22 protein-coding genes are annotated in these 22528 nt (G+C 62.8%); 15 read left to right on the top strand and 7 right to left on the bottom strand.

From position 1 onward, the window contains the following. Positions 1-15 precede the first annotated feature (15 nt). Complete coding sequence (locus tag FHR23_RS01230) at positions 16-747, bottom strand: class I SAM-dependent methyltransferase (RefSeq protein ID WP_184001122.1); 732 nt, start codon at positions 745-747, stop codon at positions 16-18. A gap of 129 nt (positions 748-876) precedes the next feature. Here FHR23_RS01230 and mutM point away from each other — a divergent pair, with 129 nt between their 5' ends. The 4 genes from mutM to dnaA all read left to right on the top strand — a co-directional run bounded on the left by mutM (position 877) and on the right by dnaA (position 3931). After that, entirely contained in the window at positions 877-1689 is an 813-nt protein-coding gene (gene mutM / locus FHR23_RS01225) for a bifunctional DNA-formamidopyrimidine glycosylase/DNA-(apurinic or apyrimidinic site) lyase (RefSeq protein WP_184001121.1), read from the top strand. Positions 1690-1784: 95 nt separating this feature from the next. After that, on the top strand, positions 1785-2048 hold the full coding sequence (gene rpsT / locus FHR23_RS01220; RefSeq protein WP_184001120.1) for a 30S ribosomal protein S20: 264 nt from the start codon (positions 1785-1787) through the stop codon (positions 2046-2048). A 69-nt stretch (positions 2049-2117) separates the two neighbouring features. Continuing rightward, positions 2118-2309, top strand: a complete 192-nt coding sequence (locus FHR23_RS01215) for a hypothetical protein (protein ID WP_184001119.1) — start codon at positions 2118-2120, stop codon at positions 2307-2309. Between the two features lie 167 nt (positions 2310-2476). Continuing rightward, positions 2477-3931 (top strand): chromosomal replication initiator protein DnaA, encoded by a 1455-nt coding sequence (gene dnaA, locus FHR23_RS01210; RefSeq protein ID WP_184001118.1) that lies wholly within the window; start codon positions 2477-2479, stop codon positions 3929-3931. An 80-nt stretch (positions 3932-4011) separates the two neighbouring features. Here the strand turns inward: dnaA and FHR23_RS01205 are convergent, their stop codons facing one another. After that, positions 4012-5058, bottom strand: a complete 1047-nt coding sequence (locus FHR23_RS01205; protein ID WP_184001117.1) for a rod shape-determining protein — start codon at positions 5056-5058, stop codon at positions 4012-4014. 219 nt (positions 5059-5277) lie between these two features. On the opposite strand from FHR23_RS01205, the gene FHR23_RS01200 reads away from it, so the two are divergent. Continuing rightward, positions 5278-7509 (top strand): DPP IV N-terminal domain-containing protein, encoded by a 2232-nt coding sequence (locus FHR23_RS01200; protein WP_184001116.1) that lies wholly within the window; start codon positions 5278-5280, stop codon positions 7507-7509. A gap of 16 nt (positions 7510-7525) precedes the next feature. Here the strand turns inward: FHR23_RS01200 and FHR23_RS01195 are convergent, their stop codons facing one another. Next, on the bottom strand, positions 7526-8335 hold the full coding sequence (locus FHR23_RS01195; protein ID WP_184001115.1) for a DUF2189 domain-containing protein: 810 nt from the start codon (positions 8333-8335) through the stop codon (positions 7526-7528). A gap of 225 nt (positions 8336-8560) precedes the next feature. Between FHR23_RS01195 and FHR23_RS01190 the strand changes: the two genes are divergently transcribed. Genes FHR23_RS01190 through FHR23_RS01180 form a run of 3 tightly spaced genes read left to right on the top strand, consistent with a single transcriptional unit; the run spans position 8561 to position 10804 of the window. Beyond that, positions 8561-9589: an aspartate-semialdehyde dehydrogenase gene (locus tag FHR23_RS01190; RefSeq protein WP_184002102.1), complete on the top strand. Its 1029-nt coding sequence runs from the start codon at positions 8561-8563 to the stop codon at positions 9587-9589. A 17-nt stretch (positions 9590-9606) separates the two neighbouring features. Beyond that, a complete protein-coding gene (locus FHR23_RS01185) occupies positions 9607-10053 on the top strand; it encodes a GFA family protein (protein WP_184001114.1) in 447 nt (148 codons plus the stop codon). Continuing rightward, entirely contained in the window at positions 10034-10804 is a 771-nt protein-coding gene (locus tag FHR23_RS01180) for an alpha/beta fold hydrolase (protein ID WP_184001113.1), read from the top strand. The genes FHR23_RS01185 and FHR23_RS01180 overlap by 20 nt, the downstream gene beginning before the upstream one ends. Before the next feature lie 111 nt (positions 10805-10915). Here FHR23_RS01180 and FHR23_RS01175 read toward each other — a convergent pair whose 3' ends face one another. The 3 genes from FHR23_RS01175 to FHR23_RS01165 all read right to left on the bottom strand — a co-directional run bounded on the left by FHR23_RS01175 (position 10916) and on the right by FHR23_RS01165 (position 13218). Continuing rightward, positions 10916-12355 (bottom strand): AMP nucleosidase, encoded by a 1440-nt coding sequence (locus FHR23_RS01175; RefSeq protein WP_184001112.1) that lies wholly within the window; start codon positions 12353-12355, stop codon positions 10916-10918. A 65-nt stretch (positions 12356-12420) separates the two neighbouring features. Next, complete coding sequence (locus FHR23_RS01170) at positions 12421-12633, bottom strand: hypothetical protein (RefSeq protein WP_184001111.1); 213 nt, start codon at positions 12631-12633, stop codon at positions 12421-12423. A 105-nt stretch (positions 12634-12738) separates the two neighbouring features. Beyond that, a complete protein-coding gene (locus FHR23_RS01165) occupies positions 12739-13218 on the bottom strand; it encodes a peroxiredoxin (protein WP_184001110.1) in 480 nt (159 codons plus the stop codon). 119 nt (positions 13219-13337) lie between these two features. Here FHR23_RS01165 and FHR23_RS01160 point away from each other — a divergent pair, with 119 nt between their 5' ends. Together FHR23_RS01160 and ahcY are read left to right on the top strand one after the other, a co-directional pair. Beyond that, positions 13338-13898 (top strand): YqgE/AlgH family protein, encoded by a 561-nt coding sequence (locus FHR23_RS01160; RefSeq protein WP_184001109.1) that lies wholly within the window; start codon positions 13338-13340, stop codon positions 13896-13898. Between the two features lie 129 nt (positions 13899-14027). After that, entirely contained in the window at positions 14028-15431 is a 1404-nt protein-coding gene (gene ahcY, locus FHR23_RS01155) for an adenosylhomocysteinase (RefSeq protein ID WP_184001108.1), read from the top strand. Between the two features lie 76 nt (positions 15432-15507). Here ahcY and tyrS read toward each other — a convergent pair whose 3' ends face one another. Next, the gene (gene tyrS, locus FHR23_RS01150; protein ID WP_184001107.1) at positions 15508-16734 is read right to left on the bottom strand and encodes a tyrosine--tRNA ligase; all 1227 of its coding nucleotides are present in this window, start codon (positions 16732-16734) and stop codon (positions 15508-15510) included. 66 nt (positions 16735-16800) lie between these two features. Here tyrS and FHR23_RS01145 point away from each other — a divergent pair, with 66 nt between their 5' ends. The 5 genes from FHR23_RS01145 to FHR23_RS01125 all read left to right on the top strand — a co-directional run bounded on the left by FHR23_RS01145 (position 16801) and on the right by FHR23_RS01125 (position 22457). Then, positions 16801-17358, top strand: coding sequence for a DOMON-like domain-containing protein (locus tag FHR23_RS01145; RefSeq protein WP_184001106.1), 558 nt, complete (start codon positions 16801-16803; stop codon positions 17356-17358). A gap of 100 nt (positions 17359-17458) precedes the next feature. Then, on the top strand, positions 17459-18658 hold the full coding sequence (locus FHR23_RS01140; protein WP_184002101.1) for an exo-beta-N-acetylmuramidase NamZ domain-containing protein: 1200 nt from the start codon (positions 17459-17461) through the stop codon (positions 18656-18658). 62 nt (positions 18659-18720) lie between these two features. Then, a complete protein-coding gene (locus tag FHR23_RS01135; RefSeq protein ID WP_184001105.1) occupies positions 18721-19896 on the top strand; it encodes a hypothetical protein in 1176 nt (391 codons plus the stop codon). Between the two features lie 100 nt (positions 19897-19996). Next, positions 19997-21085 (top strand): DUF2336 domain-containing protein, encoded by a 1089-nt coding sequence (locus tag FHR23_RS01130; protein WP_184001104.1) that lies wholly within the window; start codon positions 19997-19999, stop codon positions 21083-21085. Continuing rightward, complete coding sequence (locus FHR23_RS01125; protein ID WP_184001103.1) at positions 21078-22457, top strand: PAS domain-containing sensor histidine kinase; 1380 nt, start codon at positions 21078-21080, stop codon at positions 22455-22457. Before FHR23_RS01130 ends, FHR23_RS01125 begins: the two co-directional genes overlap by 8 nt. Positions 22458-22528: the final 71 nt, after the last annotated feature.

Here is a 22528-nt window from a genome sequence, read left to right as displayed (position 1 = left end):
ACGCGGGCTGCACCGTCAGATCTTCCAGCCGCTGTGAATCGCGACCAGTCCGCCGAGCACCGGTTCGACCCGCGTGCGTACGAACCCGGCCTCTGCGATCATTGCCTCGAACGTCGGCATGTCGGGGAAGCGGCGGATCGATTCGATCAGATAGCGATAGCTGTCCTCGTCATCGGCCAGCAGCTTGCCGAGTTTCGGTACGAGGCGATGCGAATAGACTTCATAGACATCGGCGAAACCGGGCCAGAGCGTCGTTGAAAATTCCAGGCAGAAAAACCGCCCGCCGCGTTTCAGCACGCGATATGCCTCACGCAGGGCGGCGGGAATGTCGGTGACGTTGCGGATGCCGAAGGCAATCGTATAGGCGTCGAAGAAGCGGTCGGGAAATTGCAGCGTTTCCGCATTTGCCTCGGTCCAGACCAGCCCGTCGATCCCGCGCTGGGCAGCGCGCTCCATGCCGACCTCCAGCATCGCGGCATTGATGTCGGCGACCGTGATCGCGGCACCTGAACGTTCCATGCGAAAGGCGATGTCGCCGGTGCCGCCCGCCATGTCGAGGATCTGCTCGCCCTTTTGCGGCTTGACGCGGCGTACGAAGCGATCCTTCCACAAGCGGTGCATCCCGCCCGACATGGCGTCGTTCATCAGGTCGTAGCGGGCAGCCACATTGCGGAACACATCGCCCACGCGGCGGGTCTTTTCCGCCGGAGCGACGTCTTCATAGCCAAAGGAAACTGTGTCGGTCATCGAATATCCAAGCAAGCGGTGCGTTGCGCCGCTCTAGCCAAGGCTTGTGGGGCTGGCAAACCCCAGATAGTTCTGGCTTTGAAGAAAAGGGCACCGGCCCGCTCCCCCACCGTTTGAATCGAAACCCAAATGCCCGAACTTCCCGAAGTCGAAACCACCGTGCGTGGACTGCGCCCCGTGCTGGAGGGACAGCGGATCGCCGCCATCGTCGCGCGGCGGCCCGACCTGCGCCGCCCCATCCCGGAAGATCTGGGGCAACGGATGACCGGCGCTGTGGTGACGGGGCTGGGGCGCCGCGCAAAATACGGGCTGATCGAAACCGATCGCGGCGACACGCTGATCTTTCATCTCGGCATGTCGGGGCGCTGGCGAGTCGATCCGTCGGAAACGCTGACCCATGATCATGTGGTGATCGAGACGGGGGAGGGACGGCGGCTGGCGCTGAACGATCCGCGGCGGTTCGGTTCGCTGGACTTCGTACGAACGGCGGATCGCGAAAGCTGGCCGCCCTTTGCGGCAATGGGACCGGAACCGTTGGGGACCGGTTTTACCGTCGATCATCTGGCAACGGCGTTTGCCGGGCGGGTTGCGCCGGTCAAGGCCATGCTGCTCGACCAGAAGGTCGTGGCGGGACTGGGCAATATCTATGTGTGCGAAGCGCTGCACATGGCGGGAATCGCACCGTCGCGCGCCGCGGGACGAATCGCGCGCGCGCGGCTGGAACGGCTGGTGCCCGCGATTCGGCAGGTGCTCGAAGCGGCGATTGAAGCGGGCGGATCGTCACTGCGCGATTATGCCCGTCCCGATGGCGAACTGGGCTATTTTTCAAAGCAATGGCGGGTTTATGGCCGCGAGGGAGAGGTGTGCGTATGCGGGTCGGTGGTGCGCAGACGCACCGAAAGCGGCAGATCGACCTTCTGGTGCCCGAAATGCCAGCACTGATGGTTGACCGGCGAGGGGGAAACCGCTAAAGGCCCCGCTTTCCCGGGCGGTGATGGAAGTCATGCGCCCTTCCACGCACAGAATTTGAGGACGGCATGGCGAACACGCCACAGGCGAAAAAACGTATCCGGCGCAATGCGCGTCGCGCGGAAATCAACGGGGCGCGGGTCAGCCGCATCCGGACCCAGGTGAAGAAGGTCGAGCTGGCGCTGGACGCTGGTGACAAGGATGCCGCGCAGGCTGCGCTGAAGCAGGTTCAGCCGGAACTGGCGCGTGGTGTCGCCAAGGGCGTGATGCACCGCAACACGGCTGCGCGCAAATTCTCGCGCCTGACCAAGCGGGTTTCCGCACTCGCCTGACGTCCCTGTTTCGTAACATATTCGAAACATTCGGCTTTGCGCCCCACCGGGAAACCGGTGGGGTTTTTCGTGTTTGGCAGCCGAATTACAGACGCCATGGTAAACGCGCGATTCGGCGTGAGTCGTGCCGAATGGTTTTTGAGTGCTTTGCAGCAAGTAATTGAAATTAAACAAAAATCAAAAAAATTTGACGCATTTCCTGCGCTGGCGCGCTGTCAACAATTATATTTCGGTTCGATGACAGCCAGCCCTCTTGATTGACCGGTCCCTCTCTTCTTAAACAGTTCTTCCCGGTGAGCTTCTCGCCGGGGTCTCAAACTGAGTTTTGGGGTTCAGTCGGAGGGCGATTCCGACTGTAGGGGGCTTTTTGCTTGTGACGTAGTACCTTCGGAGACGGTCGTTTCCGGGGAAGGGAGAGCTTTGTCGTAATGGCCGAACAGGTGGGACAGCACAGCGACGGCAAGACGCGCGCCTGGGAACAGGTGCGCGGCAAGCTGCGTGCGGCCGCCGGTCAGCGCCTGTTCGACCAGTGGCTGAAGCCCATCCGCCTGATCGACTGCGGCAATGACGACGTCGTGCGTCTGGGGCTGCCCTCCACCTTCATGGCCAACTGGGTGCGCAACCATTACGCAGAGCGGCTGCGCTATGAATTTTGTGCGCTGCTGCCCGAAGTGCGGGTCGTATCGATCGAGACGATTCGCGAACCGGCGATCACCCGGCTGGCGGTCGAAGCGCCGGTCAGGATAGCAGCGCCGAGCGAATCGGAATCCGTATCGCAGCCCAAGCGGCCGGCACCGCCCGCGCCTGCGGCGATCGCACGGACGACACCTGTCACGGCGGCGGCAAAGCCGGTTGGAGAACGATTCGCGTTCGATCCGCAGTTCCGGTTCGACCGGTTCGTAACCGGGCAGTCGAATCGCATCGCTTTCAATGCGGCCAGGGCAGTGGCCGAGCCGGGCGTCCCGCGCTTCACCCCGCTCTATCTGCACAGCGCGACGGGGCAGGGTAAAACCCATCTGATGCACGCCATCGGTAATGCTTTGCTGGCCGAAGACCCGCAGGCGACGGCGATCTACATGCCCGCCGAACGCTTCATGTTCGAATTCGTGCAGGCGCTGCGCAACAGGGATACCTTTGCGTTCAAATCGCGGCTGCGCGCGGTGGATATGCTGATGATCGACGATCTGCAGTTCATCGCGGGCAAGGGATCGACGCAGGAAGAGTGCCTGCACACCGTCAACGAGTTCATGAGTGCGGGCAAGCGGCTGGTGATTGCCGCCGACCGCCCGCCGCACGCGCTGGACGGAGTCGATTCGCGGCTGGTGAGCCGGCTGTCCTCCGGACTGGTGGCCGACATTCAGGCACCTGAGCTTGATCTGCGCCGCGCCATCCTTGCGGCCAAGCTGGCCGAGACTCCCGACATTCCGGTGCCGCAGGACGTGCTGGACGTGCTGGCAGGACGGATCACCGCCAATGTCCGCGAACTGGAAGGCGCACTCAAACGGCTGATTGCCTATTCGCAACTCACCGGAGAGGCGGTCACGATGGATTTCGCCGTACGCACGCTGGGCGATGCGCTGCGCGGGCCGCAGCGGCGGATCACCATCGACGATATCCAGAAAGCGGTGTCGACGCATTTCGAGCTGCGTCAGCTCGATCTGGTATCCGCGCGCAGGGCGGTGTCGGTGGCACGACCGCGCCAGATCGCCATGTATCTCGCCAAACGGCTGACGACCCGCTCGCTTCCGGAGATCGGTCGCAAGTTCGGCAATCGCGATCATTCGACCGTCATCCACGCGGTACGCCGGATCGAGGATCTGCGTGCCAGGGATTGCGAAATCGACGGCGCGGTGCGCACACTGTTGCGGGAACTCGAAGGATAAGCATCCACGCCAGCGACGCCGAACAGGCTGCTGGATGCTTTCTCGCTTTACGCTTCTCGTAATGCCCCGATCAACGCCTGTCAGTTGGCGATGAGCACGCCCGCATAATCCCTGTTTTCCAGCGCCACGCCCGCACCATAGGCGACGCTGAGAAGCGGGTCTTCGGCAATGACGACCGGCAGACCGGTAGCCTGGCTGAGTTCCGCATCGATATTGCGTAGCAGCGACCCGCCGCCCGTCATCACGATCCCCTGATCGCACAGATCAGCGGCCAGTTCGGGTTCGGTATGTTCGAGCGCGGTACGCACCGCATGGACGATTTGCCCCACGGTTTCGGAGAGCGCCTCGACGATTTCGCGCTGGCTGACCTCAATCTCGCTGGGCATGCCACGGACGAGATCGCGCCCTTTGACGTGCATGATTTCGCCGTCGCCGCCGTCATAGGGTAGTTGCGCACCGCCGATGGCCATCTTGATCCGTTCGGCAGTGGATTCGCCGACCATCAGGTTATGCTTGCGCCGGATATGGGCGACGATAGCCTCGTCCAGCTTGTCGCCGCCGACCCGGACGGAGGTTGAATAGGCCAGCCCCTCCAGCGACAGGACGGCGACTTCGGTGGTGCCGCCGCCGATATCGACGACCATCGCGCCGATCGGATCGCGTACCGGCAGCCCCGCGCCGATCGCGGCGGCCATCGGCTCCTCGATCAGATGGACTTTCGACGCGCCCGCCTTATCTGCCGCCTGACGAATGGCGCGGCGTTCGACCATCGTCGCGCCGGAGGGCACCGAAAGTACGATTTCGGGGTGGCGCGGAAGGCGCGACTTGCCGCCATGCGCCTTGTCGATGAAATATTTGATCATCTGTTCGGCAGTGTCGATGTCCGCGATCACGCCATCGCGCAGGGGACGCACGGTGCGGATATTGTCGGGCGTCTTGCCCAGCATCAGCTTTGCATCGGCACCGATCGCGCGGACGCGCTGAAACCCGCTTTCGGTTTCCAGTGCGACGACCGAAGGTTCGTTGAGGACGATCCCGCGCCCGCGAACATGCACCAGCGTGTTCACGGTGCCGAGGTCGATGGCCATATCGTGCGAGCGACGTTGAAAGAGATTCGGAAATGCCATGCAGTGGTACGCTTACCCGGAAGATTCGCCCGGACAGGGCGGTTGAATAGTGCCGCGACGCTGTTGCTGCTTATGTGACAGCGTCAATATCACTGCGCCGGAACGGGCTGGACGGGCGGCGGACGCATGGAACCCGCCCTCTTTACTGTCCCGCGGGGTGTCGCGATAAGGCGTGCCGGATAGCCCTTTCGGGGGAGCGACAGTGGAGATTGTACGGCGATGCGAATGGAATTGATCGGGCTGGCGCTCATGCTGATGGGGGGAAGCGCAATGGCCGCGGAAGCACCGAAAGCCGGGCAATCCAAAACGCTGACGCTGCAACGCCTGTTCACCAGTCCCGACCTGTCGGGTGCGGCGCCCCGCGCGCTGAAGCTGTCGCCCGACGGCAGCCTGTTGACGGTGCTGCGCAATCGCGCGGATGAAAAGGACCGCTATGACCTGTGGGCGATGGATACGCGCACGGGCAAATGGCGGATGCTGGTCGATTCGAAGAAGATCGGCAGCGGCGCGGAACTGAGCGAAGCCGAAAAGATGCAGCGTGAGCGCGAGCGCATCAGCAATCTGAAGGGGATCGTCAGCTATGACTGGGCGCCCGACGGCAAGTCGATTCTGGTGCCGATCGACGGCGACCTGTTTCTCGCCACGCTGGACGGCAAGGTCCGGCGGCTGACCGACAGCAAGGAAAGCGAACTCAATCCGGTCATCAGCCCGGACGGCGCCTATGTCAGCTTCGTGCGCGACCAGAATCTGTATGTGCAGCCGCTGAACGGCGGGGAGGCACAGCGGATCACGCCCGATGGCGAGGGGACGGTACATTGGGGTGAGGCGGAGTTCGTCGCGCAGGAGGAAATGGATCGCTCCACCGGATATTGGTGGTCGCCCGACGACCGCCATATCGCGGTCGAACGCTTCGATGCCGCGCCGGTGCAGGTCGTCACCCGTTCCGCCATCGGCGCGGACGGCACGCGTACCTATAATCAGCGCTATCCGGCGGCGGGCACGCCCAATGTGCTGGTTTCGCTCTATGTGATGAAGCCCGATGGAAGCGGCCGGGTGAAGGTCGATCTGGGCAGCGATCCCGACATCTATCTGGCGCGGGTCGACTGGACGCCGGACGGCAAAACGCTGCTCGTCCAGCGGGAAAATCGCGCGCAGACCGAACTCGACATGCTGCGCGTCGACCCGGAAACGGGCAAGGCGACCCTCTGGTTTGCCGAGAAGGCGAAGCCGAAAAGCTGGATCAACCTGAGCTACGCCTATCGCCCGTTAAACGACGGCAGCCTGATCTGGTGGTCGGAACGCTCCGGCCATGGGCACCTCTATCGCCTTGTCGGAGACAAATGGACGCAGTTGACGCATGGCGACTGGGATGTGGCCGCGCTGGTCGGGGTCGATCAGCAGGCGGGCAAGCTCTATTTCCTCGCCAACAAGGACGGGGTGCTGGAACGGCACCTCTATTCGATGCACTATACCCATCCCGGCGCGATCACCCGGCTGACCGAACCCGGCTGGTGGAACACAGCGACGATGGACGGCAAGGCGACGCGGGCGATCGTCACGCGATCGAATCCGGATCAGCCGCCGCAGGTCTATCTGGCGGATACCAGCGGCAAGCGGCTGGCATGGATCGCGCAGAACGACGTGCATGACGCCGATCATCCCTATCACCCCTATCTGGCCGGGCATAACGAAACGAAGTTCGGGACGATCAAAACCGCCGACGGCGCGACGCTGCATTGGGAGATGATTACGCCGAAGCTGGTGCCGGGGAAGAAATATCCCGTCTTCTTCCAGCATTATGGCGGCCCGCATGTGCAGACGGTCAGCCGTGCATGGGGCGGAGCGATGCAGCAATATATCGTCGATCAGGGCTATATCTTCTTTCAGATCGACAATCGCGGTTCGGCCAATCGCGGCACCGCGTTCGAGGATGCGATCTGGCACGCCATGGGTTCTGTCGAGGTGCAGGATCAGCTTGCCGGGGCGCATTATCTGAAGTCGCTGGATTTCGTCGATCCGAAGCGGATCGGCATCTATGGCTGGTCCTATGGCGGCTATATGACACTGAAAATGCTGGAGGCCGATCCCGGCCTCTATGCCGCGGGCGTTTCGGGCGCGCCGGTGACGAAATGGGAGTTGTACGACACCCATTATACCGAACGCTATATGGGCAATCCGAACACCGACCCGGATGCCTATGCAAAGGCGGACGCGCTGCCCGATGCGGATGCGATCCGCGATCCGATGCTGCTGATGCACGGTATGTCCGACGACAATGTGGTGTTCGAAAACTCCACGCTTCTTGCCGCGAAACTGCAGGCGGACGACCGCCCGTTCGAAATGATGTTCTATCCCGGCAAGACCCATGCCGCGGTGCGCGACATCCATGTCTGGACGACGCTGTTCGATTTCTTCGACCGGAATGTGAAGAACCGGCCGGAGGCGAAGTGACCGGGGCGGCACCGGCCTAAACGGTGGGTGCCGCTCCTTCGCGTTCGACGAGTCGTGTGTAGAGGTGCCAGGTGGCATAGCCGAGCACCGGCAACACGACCGCGAGGCCGATCAGCAGCGGGATCGCGCCCAGTATCAGCAGCACCGCGACCGTGAAGCCCCAGCGCAGCATCATGCCGGGATTGGCGCGAAAGGCGGCGATGGAGGTCGCGATGGCGTCGCCCCCGCTGATGTTCCGGTCCACCAGCATGGGAAGCGATACGGTGCTGATGGCGAGGACGATGACGGCAAAGGCAAAGCCCACCAGATTGCCGACCAGCATCATCTGCCACCCGGCGGACGTGGTCAGGACGGTGGTCACCATCGCCGCAATCGAATTGGGTGCGAGACCCAGAAACGCGGTGTAGATGCCTGCGGCGACCAGAATCCACAGGCTGAAAATCAGAAACAGCAGCGCACCGATTGCCGCGATGGAGGGGAAGGACGGACGCCCGGTCACATCGAGAAAATGGTTCCAGCCCGCATCCCTGCCTTCCTCCCGCCGCTTGGCGAGTTCGTAGAAGCCGGTCGCGACCAGAGGACCGAGCAGGGTCAGCCCTGCGAATAGGGGAAACAGCAGGTCGATATGGAACCCGTTCCGGCTGGCGACGATGGTGAAAAATCCCACCAGCGGATACAGCAGGCCAAGCAGGATCAGGTCGCCGCGCCGTTCCATGAAATCCGCCCAGCCGTCGCGCAGGCTGGCCTTCAGGTCGGCGGTGGTGATGGTGTGTATGTGCGGCATCGAAGGGGCCGGGGCCGCGTCCGGGCTGTGCGTGATTGCCATGCTCTCTCTCCCGAAACGCGCGTTCGCCGTCTTGCGGCGGGCGCGCGCAATCGCCATGTGCGTTGATCGGGCTGGAGCCTGTCCGAAAAATGCACCGGCGCCATTTTGAAAGCGTATCTTAGCACAAATCGTGCGTCTTTTTGCCTCTAAACGTATTTTTGTTGGCAAATGCGGGGTAGGCGCGATAGGGCGCGGCGCGAATGTCAGAAGGGATTGAACAAGATTATGGGCTATCGTGTGGTGGTGGCAGGCGCGACCGGGAATGTCGGGCGCGAAATGCTGAACATCCTTGCCGAGCGTGCATTTCCGGCCGACGAGATTGCGGTGCTCGCCTCGTCGCGCTCGACCGGGGATGAGGTTGAGTACGGAGAAACCGGCAAAAAGCTCAAGGTCAAGAATATCGAGCATTTCGATCCGACCGGATGGGACATGGCCCTGTTCGCCATCGGATCGGAAGCGACGAAGGTCTATGCGCCTAAATTCGCAGCCGCCGGATGCACGGTAATCGACAATTCGTCGCTGTACCGGATGGACCCGGACGTGCCGCTGATCGTGCCGGAAGTGAATCCGGAAGCGATCGACGGGTATCGCGCAAAAAACATCATCGCCAACCCCAATTGCTCGACCGCGCAGATGGTCGTGGCGCTGAAGCCGCTGCACGATGCCGCCAAGATCAAGCGCGTCGTGGTCGCTACCTATCAGTCGGTATCGGGCGCGGGCAAAAGCGGTATGGACGAACTGTTCGAGCAAAGCCGTAACATCTTTGTCGGCGATCCCGCCGATCCGGTGAAGTTCACCAAGCAGATCGCCTTTAACGTCATCCCGCATATCGACGTCTTCCTGGAGGACGGTTCCACCAAGGAAGAGTGGAAGATGGTGGTCGAGACCAAGAAGATCATGGACCCGAAGGTGAAGGTCAGCGCCACCTGCGTGCGTGTTCCGGTGTTCGTCGGCCATGCCGAAGCGATCAATATCGAGTTCGAGAACGAGCTGTCGGCCGAAGAAGCGCAGAACATCCTGCGCGAAGCACCCGGCGTGATGCTGGTCGATAAGCGCGAGGACGGCGGCTATGTCACGCCGGTCGAATGCGTCGGCGAATATGCCACCTATATCAGCCGCGTGCGCGACGACCCCACGGTCGACAACGGACTGGCGCTGTGGTGCGTGTCCGACAATCTGCGCAAGGGTGCCGCATTGAACGCGGTGCAGATCGCGGAACTGCTGGGACGGAGGCACTTGCAGAAAGCGGCCTGACGCCGAAGGAGACAGCAATGGCGGAGAGGATGACGGGCGGGTGCCAGTGCGGGCGCATCCGCTACAGCGTCGCCATCGACAGCGACGAAGCGTATCTCTGCCAATGCCGGATGTGTCAGCGTGCGACCGGCGGCGTCGCTGCGGCGTTCAAGGAAGTGCCGGAGAGCGCGGTGACATGGCACCATGAACCGGATCAGTTCCAGTCGTCGCCCATTGCGCGGCGAGGCTTTTGCGCGCGATGCGGCACGCCGATCAGTTTTTCCTATGTTAGGAGCAGTGGCTATATCGACCTGACGGTCGGCAGTTTCGACGATCCGGGATATTTCAGGCCGACCAGCCAATTCGGGACGGAAAGCATGCACCGCGCATGGGTTGACACCAGCGCCCTGCCCGAACATCGCAGCGACACGCACAAACCCCTTGTCGAACGATGGATGAAAGCTGTTGGCAAACTCCCCAACTGACCTGCCCGAACCGCAATTTTTCGATAGTTTCGATGGCGAGCGTATCGCCTGGCGTGAAGCCGGGCAGGGGCGGCCGGTGGTGTTGATCCACGGCTATTTCTCCAACGCCTACACCAACTGGATTCGCTACGGCCATGCGAAGCGGATCGCGGAATCGGGCTTTCGCGTCATCATGCCCGACCTGCGCGGCCATGGCGACAGTGCCACGCCGCACGATGCGAGCGCCTATCCGCCCGATGCGCTGATGCGCGACGGGATGGCGCTGATCGCGCATCTGGGGCTGAGCGACTATGATCTGGGCGGCTATTCGCTGGGCGCGCGGACCACGGTGCGGATGCTGGCCAATGGCGCCGCGCCGCGCCGGGTTATCGTGTCGGGCATGGGGCTGGAAGGGCTGCTCCACACTGCCGGGCGGGGCGACTATTTCCGCCATGTGCTGACCAGTCTTGGGAGTTTTCAGCGCGGATCGTCGGAATGGATGACCGAGGCGTTTCTGAAGACAACCAACGGCGATCCGCAGGCGTTACTCCATATCCTCGACACGTTCGTCGATACACCACGTGACGATATCGCCGCGATCCGTCAGCCGGTGCTGGTAGCGTCGGGTGTGGAGGATCAGGATAACGGTTCGTCCGAAGCGCTGGCCGAATTACTGCCGGACGGGCGCTATGTCGAAGTGCCGGGCAACCATATGAGCGCGGTGACGAAACCCGAACTGGGCGAGGCGATCGCGCGGTTCCTGTCGGCCTGAACCGATAGTCGTCATGGCGACCCCGGCTTAGCCGAGGACAGCAATCCGGCCGCTATGAAAGGTGCCGGACTGCCGCGTCGTTTTGCTCCTCGCAGTGACGATGTTGGTCGATCAGCGAAAGGGCGGTTCGTTGAAGGCGCGCAGCTTGCGACTGTGCAGTTTCGGCCCTTCGCGGCGCAGTTCCTCGACCGTCTGGATGCCGATGCGCAGATGCTCGTTGATGGCGCGCTCGTAGAAGCGGTTGGCCTGACCCGGCAGCTTCAGCTCGCCGTGCAGCGGTTTGTCGGACACACAGAGCAAGGTGCCATAGGGTACCCGGAAGCGATAGCCCTGCGCCGCGATGGTCGCGGACTCCATGTCGATGCCGACCGCACGGCTGAGCGAGAAACGCAGCGCGCTTTGCGAGAAGCGCAGTTCCCAGTTGCGGTCGTCGGTGGTGACGATGGTGCCGGTGCGCAGACGGCGTTTCAGCTTGTCGCCGGACTGGCCCGACACGACCTCTGCGGCACGCGCCAGCGCCTGCTGTACCTCGGCAATGGCCGGGACCGGAATTTCCGGCGGCAGCACTGCATCGAGGACATGGTCGTCGCGCAGATAGGCGTGGGCCAGCACATAGTCGCCAATCCGCTGGCTGGGGCGCAGGCCGCCGCAATGGCCGATCATCAGCCATACTTCCGGGCGCAGCACCGCCAGATGGTCGCAGATCGTCTTCGCATTGGACGGGCCGACGCCGATATTGACCAGCGTGATGCCGCTGCGGTTGGGGCCTATCAGATGGTATGCGGGCATCTGGTGCCGGCGCCAGGCGCTGTCGCCCATCAGCCGCTCGACATCCTCACTCGATTCGATGACGACACCACCCGCACCCGAAACGGCGGTGTAGCGGCTGTCGGGACCAAGCTGGGATGCCGCCCAGCGGACGAATTCATCGACATAGCGGTGATAGTTGGTGAACAGGATATAGCGCTGCGTATGTTCCGGCGGCGTGCCGGTATAGTGGCGCAGCCGGGCGAGCGAGAAGTCGGTGCGCAACCCGTCGAACAGCGCCAGCGGGCGATCCGCATCCTCTTCCTCGATCCACAGACCGTCGGCGATTTCGTCGCCGATTTCCGCAAGCTCGGTCGCCGGGAAGAAACGCGCCAGTTCGGTCGCGGAAACCTCGTCCAGGCTCAGCGCATGGCCGGGATCGAGTACGTAGGGAAAGGGTATTTCCTGACGTCCGGGGATGGCATCCACCTCGACGTCATAATCTTCCATCAGCAGGGTAAGCTGTTCGGTCAGATAATCCGCGAACTGCCCCGGCTTGGTCACGCTGATCCTATAGACGCCCGGAGATACGAGCCGCCCGAACGAACGCGCCGGGGTCGGGCGATCCTCACCACCGCGAAATCGCAGCCGGATTTCGGGATAGGCAAAGGAACCGTCGTTGCGCGTTGCGGGCGCAGGCGGCTTGCCGGACGTGAGATAGGTATCGAGTGCTGCTTTCAGCCGCTCGACCGATGCCTGATACAACCGGTCGAGTTCGGCGACGATATCGGATGCTTGCGTCATCCGTCGCGGCTAAAGCCTTCTTGTGACATCTGCAAGACCGACGGGCCAAAAGACCCGCTGATATTTCAGTCGGCGGACGGCGTAACCTTCGGCGGAACCGGCGTATCTTCGTTCGCGGCGGATTTTTTCCTCTTACGCAGCTTCTTCAGGCCGAAAATGCTCCCGCCGATCGCCGCAAGCGCACCCGTCACGATCGCTGCGGATTTGAACGGGCGCTTTTTAGTTTCTTCTACCGTGGCTTCCGCAGTTTCTTCGACGGTTTCCTTGGCCTTCGCCATATCGATACGCTCCCTGTTTTTTGCAGTTGCACAATCAACTCGCATGCAAGCCCCGGGTTCCATAAGAACGCCGGGGCTTGTTACGAAATCGTATCGTTATGACGGTCAGAGCGTTTCGAGCATGTGTTCGGCCGAGCTGACCTTGAACTCACCCGGCGCTTCGACGTTCAGTTGCTCGACCACGCCGTCCTTCACGATCATCGAAAAACGCTGGCCGCGCGTGCCCATGCCGAAACCGCTGCCGTCCATGGTCAGGTCGAGCGCCTTGACGAAATCGGCATTGCCGTCGGCGAGCATGGTGATGGCGTCGGCATTCGCGCTCTTGCCCCATGCGCCCATGACGAACGCGTCGTTGACCGCAGTGCAGGCGATTTCGTCGACGCCTTTGGCCTTCAGGTCGTCGGCCTTTTCGACGAAGCCCGGCAGATGCTTGGCCGAGCAGGTCGGCGTGAAGGCCCCGGGAACGGAGAACAGCGCGACCGTCTTGCCTTTGAAATAATCGGTCGTATCGACCTTTGCAGGGCCATCCGCCGTCGCCTTTACCAGTGTCGCGTCGGGAAGCCGGTCACCAACCTGAATCGTCATCGCCATTCTCCTGAAAATCTGCGCCGCGCGGGAAAGGCGCGGCTGGTGCAAGGGTGGTGGTGCATGTCCGCAATTTCAAGCGTGACGGAACACACCGAAAGCTCTTATGTTCAAAGACCATGGAAACGCATTCGTTCCTGACTGGCCAGTTCCTGCTGGCGCTTCCCGGTATCGGCGATCCGCGATTTGAACGCGCCATCCTGGCGATCTGTGCGCATGATGAAGAGGGCGCGCTGGGTATCGGTGTTGGCGATACGGTCGAGGGGCTGGGCCTGCATGAACTGCTTGAACAGTTTGAGATCGAACCGGGGACCGCGCCCGACGCGCCCATTCATTTCGGCGGTCCGGTCGAACCGCGTCGCGGTTTCATCCTGCACAGCACCGACTGGGGAGGGCAGGATACCGTCGATGTCGCCGGGCGCTGGGGGTTGTCCGGCTCGCTCGACGTGCTGAAGGCGATTGCCGACGGAACCGGGCCGTCGCGCTATCTGGTGGCGCTGGGCTATGCCGGATGGGGGGCGGGGCAGCTTGACGAGGAAATGACACGCCACGGCTGGTTCAATGTTGAGGGGAATAGCGGGTTGTTGTTCGATACTCCTGCCGAGGCGCGCTGGTCGACGGCGTTCAATACCGCCGGGATCGACCCCAGTTTACTGGCAAGCAGGGGCGGAACTGCCTGAACATCGGGATATAAAGAAATCTTTATATTGGGTTTGCTTTCGCCCGCCGAAGCCTCTAGGTGAGGCACATCTTCCGGGGCGGGCCGTCCTGCCCCCGAGCCATTGTTCATTATTTCAGGAGATCGACCTGTGGCCACCGTTGCCGAACGTGCCGATTACGTCATCAAGGACATCAGCCTTGCCGATTACGGCCGGGCCGAAATCAACATTGCCGAAACCGAAATGCCGGGCCTGATGGCACTGCGTGAAGAATTCGGCGCTTCGCAGCCGCTGAAGGGTGCGAAGATCGTCGGGTCTCTGCACATGACAATCCAGACCGCGGTCCTCATTGAAACGCTGGTGGCGCTGGGTGCGAAGGTGCGCTGGGCGACCTGCAACATCTTTTCCACGCAGGACCATGCCGCCGCCGCCATCGCCGCAGCGGACATTCCGGTGTTCGCGATCAAGGGCGAGAGCATCGCTGACTATTGGGACTATGTCGGCCGCATTTTCGACTGGGGCGACGAAACCTGCAACATGATCCTCGACGATGGCGGTGACGCCACGATGTTCGCGCTTTGGGGCGCGCGCGTCGAAGCGGGCGAAGACCTGCCCGAGCCGGAAAATGAGGAAGAGGTCGAGATGCAGCGGGCGCTGAAGGCGTTCCTGGCGAAGAAGCCCGGCTACCTCACCGAGACGGTGAAGAACATCAAGGGCGTGTCGGAAGAGACGACCACCGGCGTCCACCGCCTCTATCACCTGTCGAAGCAGGGCAAGCTGCCCTTCCCGGCGATCAACGTGAACGACAGCGTCACCAAGTCGAAGTTCGACAACCTGTATGGCTGCAAGGAATCGCTGGTCGACGCGATCCGCCGCGCCACCGATGTCATGCTGGCCGGCAAGGTCGCGGTCGTCGCCGGCTTCGGCGATGTCGGCAAGGGCTCGGCGCAATCGCTGCGCAATGGCGGCGCACGAGTCCTCGTCACCGAAATCGATCCGATCTGCGCGCTGCAGGCGGCGATGGAAGGGTTCGAGGTCGTGACGATGGACGAGGGCGTGAAGCGCGGCGACATCTTCGTCACCGCGACCGGCAATGCCGACGTCATCACCGCCGATCACATGAAGGCGATGAAGCCGATGTCGATCGTCTGCAACATCGGCCACTTCGACTCCGAAATTCAGATTTCGGCGCTGAGCAACTATAAGTGGACCGAGATCAAGCCGCAGGTCGATCTCGTCGAATTCGACGACGGCAAGCAGATCATTGTGCTCGCCAAGGGTCGCCTGGTCAATCTGGGCTGTGCCACTGGTCACCCCAGCTTCGTCATGTCGTCGAGCTTCACCAACCAGACGCTGGCGCAGATCGAACTGTTCACCAAGGCGGATGAGTATAAGAACGACGTGTACGTCCTGCCCAAGCATCTCGACGAAAAGGTCGCGGCGCTGCACCTCGAAAAGCTGGGCGTCCAGCTTTCCAAGCTGAGCCAGAAGCAGGCGGATTATATCGGCGTGCCGGTCGAAGGGCCGTTCAAGCCGGATCATTACCGCTACTGATTGCAGGCGAAAGCCGAACAAAAAAGGGCCGCATCCGGCGAGGGTGCGGCCCTTTTCGTATCTGTAGGAAGGGCGATCAGGCCGGGTTGAGCAGGCCGTGTTTTTTCTTGCCCGCTGATATTTTTACCGGCGCTGCGCCGACGGGCACGACCGCATTTTCGTCATCCACCTTTTCGCCGTCGATGCGCGCGCCGCCGCCCTTGATCAGGCGGCGTGCCTCGCCCTTGGATGCGCACAGGCCGAGGCCGGTGAGGGCGTCGAGGATGCCGATGCTGCCGGATACCGTCATATCGGGCAGCGCTTCGCCGCCGGCCCCTTCCTCAAAGGTGCGGCGTGCGGTTTCGGCGGCTTCTTTCGCGGCATCCTCCCCCCGGCACAGCGCGGTGGTGGCGTCGGCGAGCACCTTCTTCGCCTCGTTGATCTCCGCGCCTTCCAGCGCTTCGAGCCGTGCGATTTCGTCGAGCGGCAGGTCGGTGAACAGGCGCAGGAAGCGGCCGACATCGCGGTCGTCGGTGTTCCGCCAGAACTGCCAGTAATCATAAGCGGAAAGCTGGTCTTCGTTGAGCCACACGGCCCCCGATGCGGTCTTGCCCATCTTGGCGCCGTCCGCAGTAGTCATCAGCGGCGTGGTCAGCCCGAACAGTTCCGTACCGTCGATCCGGCGCGACAATTCGATGCCGTTGACGATATTCCCCCATTGGTCGGAGCCGCCCATTTGCAGCCGGCAGTCATAGCGACGCGACAATTCCATAAAGTCATAGGCCTGCAGGATCATGTAATTGAATTCGAGAAAGGTCAGCGGCTGTTCGCGGTCGAGCCGGAGCTTCACCGAATCGAAGGTCATCATCCGGTTGATCGTGAAATGCGGACCGATGTCGCGCAGGAAGGGGATGTATTCGAGCGACTCAAGCCAGTCGGCATTGTTGACCATGACGGCATCGGTTTCGCCGTCGCCAAACGTCAGGAAGCGTTCGAACACACGACGGATCGAGGCGATATTGCCCGCAATCGCGGCATCGTCGAGCATCTTGCGCGATTCATCCTTGCCGGACGGATCGCCGACCTTCGTCGTGCCGCCGCCCATCACGACGATCGGCTTGTGCCCGGCCTGTTGCAGGCGACGCAGCATCATGATCTGCACCAGACTGCCGATATGCAGCGACGGGGCGGTCGCATCGAAGCCGATATAGCCCGGCACCACCTGTTTCGCGGCCAGCGCGTCGAGACCCGTCGCGTCGGTAAGCTGGTGGATATAGCCGCGCGAAGCGAGCAGGGTGAGCAGATCGGATTTATATTCGGTCATGACGCAATCGCGGTTAGCATGACGGCAAGCAGAGACAAGCCCGTTCGGGGTATCATCGGAGGTAAAATGACGGCGGAATACAATCCGGGGACACAGATTTTACATGCGCATCCGGCATCGCCCGCGAGGCGGATCGACCGGGTGGAATGTGCGCTGTCATCGCGTGACGACGGAATCCGGACGCTGCGTTATGCGGTCCATGGCGATATCGCGGCACTGGTCGTTCCGGAGCAGGCAGCACCCGAACGTACCGACGAGCTTTGGAAAACCATCTGCTTCGAACTGTTCGTCCGTGCAGGGGAGGGAGAGGCGTATCAGGAGTTCAACCTGTCGCCATCCTCCCACTGGGCAGCCTATGGCTTTGACGGGTATCGCAGCGGGATGCACGACCTGCGCGTCAACATGCCCCCGATGATTACATGCAATCGCGGGGAAAGCCTGCTGGAACTGACGGCGCAGGTCGATTTGTCGTGTCTGCCAAAAGATATCGGCTGGCGAATCAGCCTGTCGGCCGTGATGGAAGAAGTGGACGGGACCAAAAGCTATTGGGCGCTGGCCCATCCGCCGGGGAAACCCGATTTCCATCATCCTGCCTGCTTCGTGCTTGAACTCCCTGCGGCCTAAATTGTCATTGCGAGGAGCGCGCCGACACGGCAAGCCATGGTGACCTTTCGCGGTGCGCTGGATTGCATCGTTCCGCTCGCAATGACGAGATATGCATATGATTCAATTCGGTATCGATCGCCTGCTCGCAGAGCCTGAACTCCGTCGCCCGCTGGAGGGCAAGCGTGTGGCGCTGCTCGCGCATCCGGCTTCGCTGACCGCCGACCTGACCCATTCGCTCGATGCGCTGGTCGCGGCGGGGCTGAACGTCACTGCGGTGTTCGGGCCGCAACATGGCGTTCGCGGCGATTTGCAGGATAATATGATGGAAAGCCCGGATGAAACCGATCCGGTCCATGGGGTGCCGGTGTTCAGCCTGTATGGCGAGGTGCGCAGGCCGACCGGCCAGTCGATGCACACTTTCGATGTGCTGTTGTTCGATCTTCAGGATCTGGGCTGCCGCATCTACACCTTCATCACCACGCTGCTGTACGTGCTGGAGGCTGCGGCTGAGCACGGCAAGCAGGTCTGGGTGCTCGATCGTCCCAATCCGGCGGGGCGGCCGGTCGAAGGGACGACGCTGCTCCCCGGCTGGGAAAGTTTCGTCGGCGCTGGTCCGATGCCGATGCGGCACGGGCTGACGCTGGGCGAACTGGGGCACTGGTTCGTCGATCATTTCGGACTGAACGTCGACTATCGGATGATCGGCATGACGGGATACGATCCAGATGCCGCGCCGAGCCATGGCTGGCCGCTGGGCAAGCGGATCTGGGTCAACCCCAGCCCGAATGCACCGAATCTGTGGATGGCGCGCGCCTATGCCGGCACGGTGATGCTGGAGGGAACGACGCTGTCGGAGGGACGGGGCACGACCCGGCCGCTCGAACTGTTCGGCGCGCCCGATATCGATGCGCGCGCGGTGATGGCGGAGATGGCGCGGATCGCCCCCGACTGGCTGGCGGGATGCCGGTTGCGCGACTGCTGGTTCCAGCCGACCTTTCACAAGCATGTCGGCGAACTTTGTTCGGGCGTGCAAATCCATGCCGAGGCACCCTTTTACGACCATAAGGAGTTTCGCCCCTGGCGGTTGCAGGCTCTGGCGTTCAAGGCGATCCGGCGGCTCTATCCGGACTATCCGCTGTGGCGTGATTTTCCGTATGAATATGTCTTCGACAAGCTGGCAATCGACGTCATCAACGGCGGCCCGGCGCTGCGCGAATGGGTGGACGACGCGGAGGCTGCACCGGGCGACCTCGACGCGCTGGCATCGCCCGACGAGGCGGCATGGATGGAGGTCCGTCGCCCCCATCTGCGCTACTGACGCGTCGGAGCGTTTACCATGACGATTGTTTCCGCCGTGACGAACGCCTAACAGCGGTCGCTATGCTTGCGGGGCTCATATTTGCGACTGAGGATGCCGAGGACCGGCCGGACATGCTGGCGGCGACGCTGCCGTTCGGCGGGATGACGCTGTTCGAATATCAGGCGCGCTTGCTGATCGCGGCCGGCGTCGGGCATATTCTGGTCGCGGTCGGGCGCGTGACACCGGCACTGCTGGGCGCGGTCAGCCGGGTGACGAAGCGCAACGTGACCGTCGATGTCGTGCGGTCGGCGGAGGAAGCGGCGGCGCGGGCGCACCCGTTATCGACGATTATCGTGGTCGCCGACGGGCTGGTCACGACGGACGTGGCGGTGCTGCATATCGCGGGGGAAACGCCGGAAGCGATTCTGGTCACCGCCGACACCAATGAACAGGCGGCGGTCGAACGGGTCGATGCCGCGCGATGCTGGGCAGGCATGGCGGCGATCAGCGCCGGGCGGCTGGCCGAAATCGCAGCGCTGCCCAGCGATTATGATTTTCAATCGACGCTGTTACGGGTGTGCGTGCAGGAAGGCGCGCATCATGTCGCCCTTCCGGCGTCGGCCGTGCGCGCGGGCCACGGGGTCGAGCGCAATGCAGAGGCGCTGGCCAGCCGCAGCAATGCAGTTCTGGCGGCGCTCGCCAATCAGCGGATCGGCTGGGCCGACCGCTATGTCTTTACGCCGATCACGCGGCTGAGCCTGCCGTTGCTGGTGCGCAAACAGGTGCCGAACTGGAGCGTGATGGCCGCTGGCTTCGTGCTTGGGCTGGCGGCACTGGTGCTGTTGGGCCTGCGCCACCCGGCCTGGGGCCTTGGCGTGGCGCTGCTCTCGATCATTTGTTTGTCGGCGGGGTCGCTGCTGAGCTGGCTGCGCGGCGACGACACGCGCGCGCGCTGGCAGGAAACGGCGATTATCGGGCTGTGCGCGCTTTCGGGACTGCTGGCCGCGGTCGATGCCAGTCTGGAGAGCGGCACGCTGACCGCCATTGCGCTGGGGGCGATGCTGGTCGCGGTCGCGGCCATTGCCCGGCGGGTGCCGGTACGCAGGCGACCATGGTTCGGCAATGCGCCCTCTTATCTGTTGCTGCTGACCCCCTTTGCCATCGCCGGTTATATCACCATCGGGCTGGCGGCGATTGCCGTCTATGCGCTGGCGACACTGGCTGTTGCGGTTGAGGGGCTGCGCGAAGACGCTTAAAGCATCGTTCAGGTCGCAATCGCGATCCGGTCGCACGATCCGGTTTGCGTAGCACAAAAGCTTAGTGCTGTTTTAACGACAGTTGCGCTAGCAGGGTGTCATGTCCGCTGAACCAAGCGAGCCGCGCGCCGGAAATTCCGTCAGCGCCGAAACGATGCTGGCCTGTGCCGCAGCGGCGCGTGCGCGCGCCATTGCCGCGCGGGCGGGGCAGGTGCGCGACTTTCTGCTGCCCGATGCGCATCGCTTAAGCGAGCATGTCCGCCATCTGACGCTGCAACGCCTGTCCGCCACGATCGATTCGGTTGCGCGCGAAATCGGCGAACATGCGGTGCGGCTGCTGGAACGCGACGGCAAACAGGGCGCTGCCGCCCGGTTGAAGCAGCGGGACACCATTCCCGAGACGCTGCTGGCCGCGCAAGCGTTTCAGGGCAGCGGCATTATCGACGAAATTCTGGCTGCGACATCGCTTGACCTGCTGACCGACAGCTTGCCGGTGGAGGCCAAGGAAGACCCCGATCAGCCAAGCCTGCTCGTCCGGCTGAGCCAGTCGGAGGATCGGCTGGTCGCCACCGCTGCGGTTGCACTGATGCACGCCGATGGCCGGAAACAGGGCGGGGTGATTCTGCCTGCCGAACTGCACCACCGTCTCGTCTGGATTGTCGCGGCGGCGCTGGGGCGTACAGGCGCGGGAGATGCAGACATTGACGGTGCGTTGATCGAAGCGACGCGCCGCAGTCTGGCCGCGCATGATGAAGGCGACCGGGCAGAGGCGGTGGCAATGCGGCTGGCGCTGACACTGGACCCGACGGCGGAGATGCGCGACGCGCTGATGACCGAGGCGGTGCAGGACCGGCGTTTATTGTTGCTGGCGGCATTGATGGCCCAGGGGCTGCGAATCGAATTTACCGATGCCCGCGACCTGTTGCTGGATCGCGAGGGCAGTGGATTATGGGTGGCTTTACGGGCGCTTGACCTTGCGCGCCCTGCGATTGCACGGATCGGCTATGCCCTGTGTGAAGGCGATCCCGCGCGCGATGTCGAGCAATTTGCCGCGCAGATCGATGCGATTATGAAAATTTCGCCCGATTACGCCCGGAGAGCAATTGCGCCGATGCGACTCGATCCCGATTATCGGCAGGCGATGATGATGCTGGATATCGGAAAGGAGGGCGGCGCAAACGATGCTTGAAACCGCACTTCCGGTTTCGAACGGCCGGGTGGATAGCGAAAACCGGCTGGTCGAGGCGGATACCCGTCTGGCCGATCTGAATCGCCGCGCAGGCGGTGAACCGGGTGCGCCGATTGCGGTGCCGCAACTGGCGGCGACCGTGCGGCTGGCACGGCGACTGGGTATCACCATTTCCCGACAGATCATCGCGGCGGACGATGATCTGGACCTTGATCTGTGGGTGCGCGCCGCACCGTCGGGCGACGATATTCTGCTCGAAGTCAGCGGATGGCGGCCAACCCCTGACTGGCCGACGGCGGATCATGGCGCGCGCCGCGAAGCCGACTTCCTGACCGCCGATGCCGACTGGACCTGGGAAACCGATGCGGCGCTATGCCTTGTCAGCCTGTCGGCAAAGGTCGGGGAGGCGCATGGAATCGATGCGCGCGACTTGCTGGGGCAGCCGCTGACGCAGCTTTTCGTGCTGGCCGAAGATGGTGACGGATCATTCCCGATTCTCAGTGCGCTGGCGTCGCCGGGGCATTTTGACGGGCAGCATGCGCGTATGCGCGCAACGGGAGAAACCGTTCGGCTTGCCGCCGCGCCGCGAACCGATGCGGCGGGGCGTTTCGCAGGCTTTATCGGTGCCGCTTATCGGGCGAACACGGATGACGAGCCCGGCGTGGAACAGGGTACCGTCGATACAGCGGCGGAAGAAGCGTTCCCGCAGGAATTTGGCGACAGGCTGGGTCGCGCGCTGCGGATGCCGCTCAACCGGATCATCGCCAATGCCGACAGCATTCGTGAAGAGGGCGGAGAGGCGCTGGGTGAGGCCTATGGCGGCTATGCGGCGGATATCGCCAGCGCGGGACGGCATCTGCTGGCGCTGGTCGACGATCTCGCCGATCTGGAAGCGGTTGAGCGCGACGATTTCGCGGTGGATTCCGATCCGCTCGACCTTGCCGATGTCGCGCGACAGGCGGCGGGGCTGCTGTCGGTTCGGGCGGATGAGGGACAGGTGCGGATCGACAAACCCGCGCTTGACGAAAGCCTGAGCGCCACGGGCGATTACCGCCGCTGCCTGCAAATTCTGGTCAATCTGATCGGGAATGCGGTGCGCTATTCGCCCGAAGGCGCGATGGTCTGGATCCGGCTGGAGCGTGAGGGCCAACGGGCCTGTGTAATCGTCGCGGATCAGGGCAAGGGGATCGCGGCGGAGGATCAGGCGCGCATTTTCGAAAAGTTCGAACGGCTCGACCCCAGCGAACCGGGGGGGAGCGGGCTTGGCCTGTATATCGCGCGACGACTGGCACGGGCGATGGGCGGCGACATCGTCGTGGACAGCGCGCCGGGGCAGGGTGCGCGGTTTATCTTCACGCTACCCGCGCGTTAGATCGGAAACCGCACTAATCCCTGCGGACAAAGAAAAGCCCCCGTATCAGAGCGATACGAGGGCTTCTTTCT

This window comes from Stakelama sediminis (assembly GCF_014199335.1).
In the GTDB taxonomy this organism is placed as follows: domain Bacteria; phylum Pseudomonadota; class Alphaproteobacteria; order Sphingomonadales; family Sphingomonadaceae; genus Sphingomonas; species Sphingomonas sediminis.
This window is presented reverse-complemented; position numbering and strand designations above follow the sequence as displayed.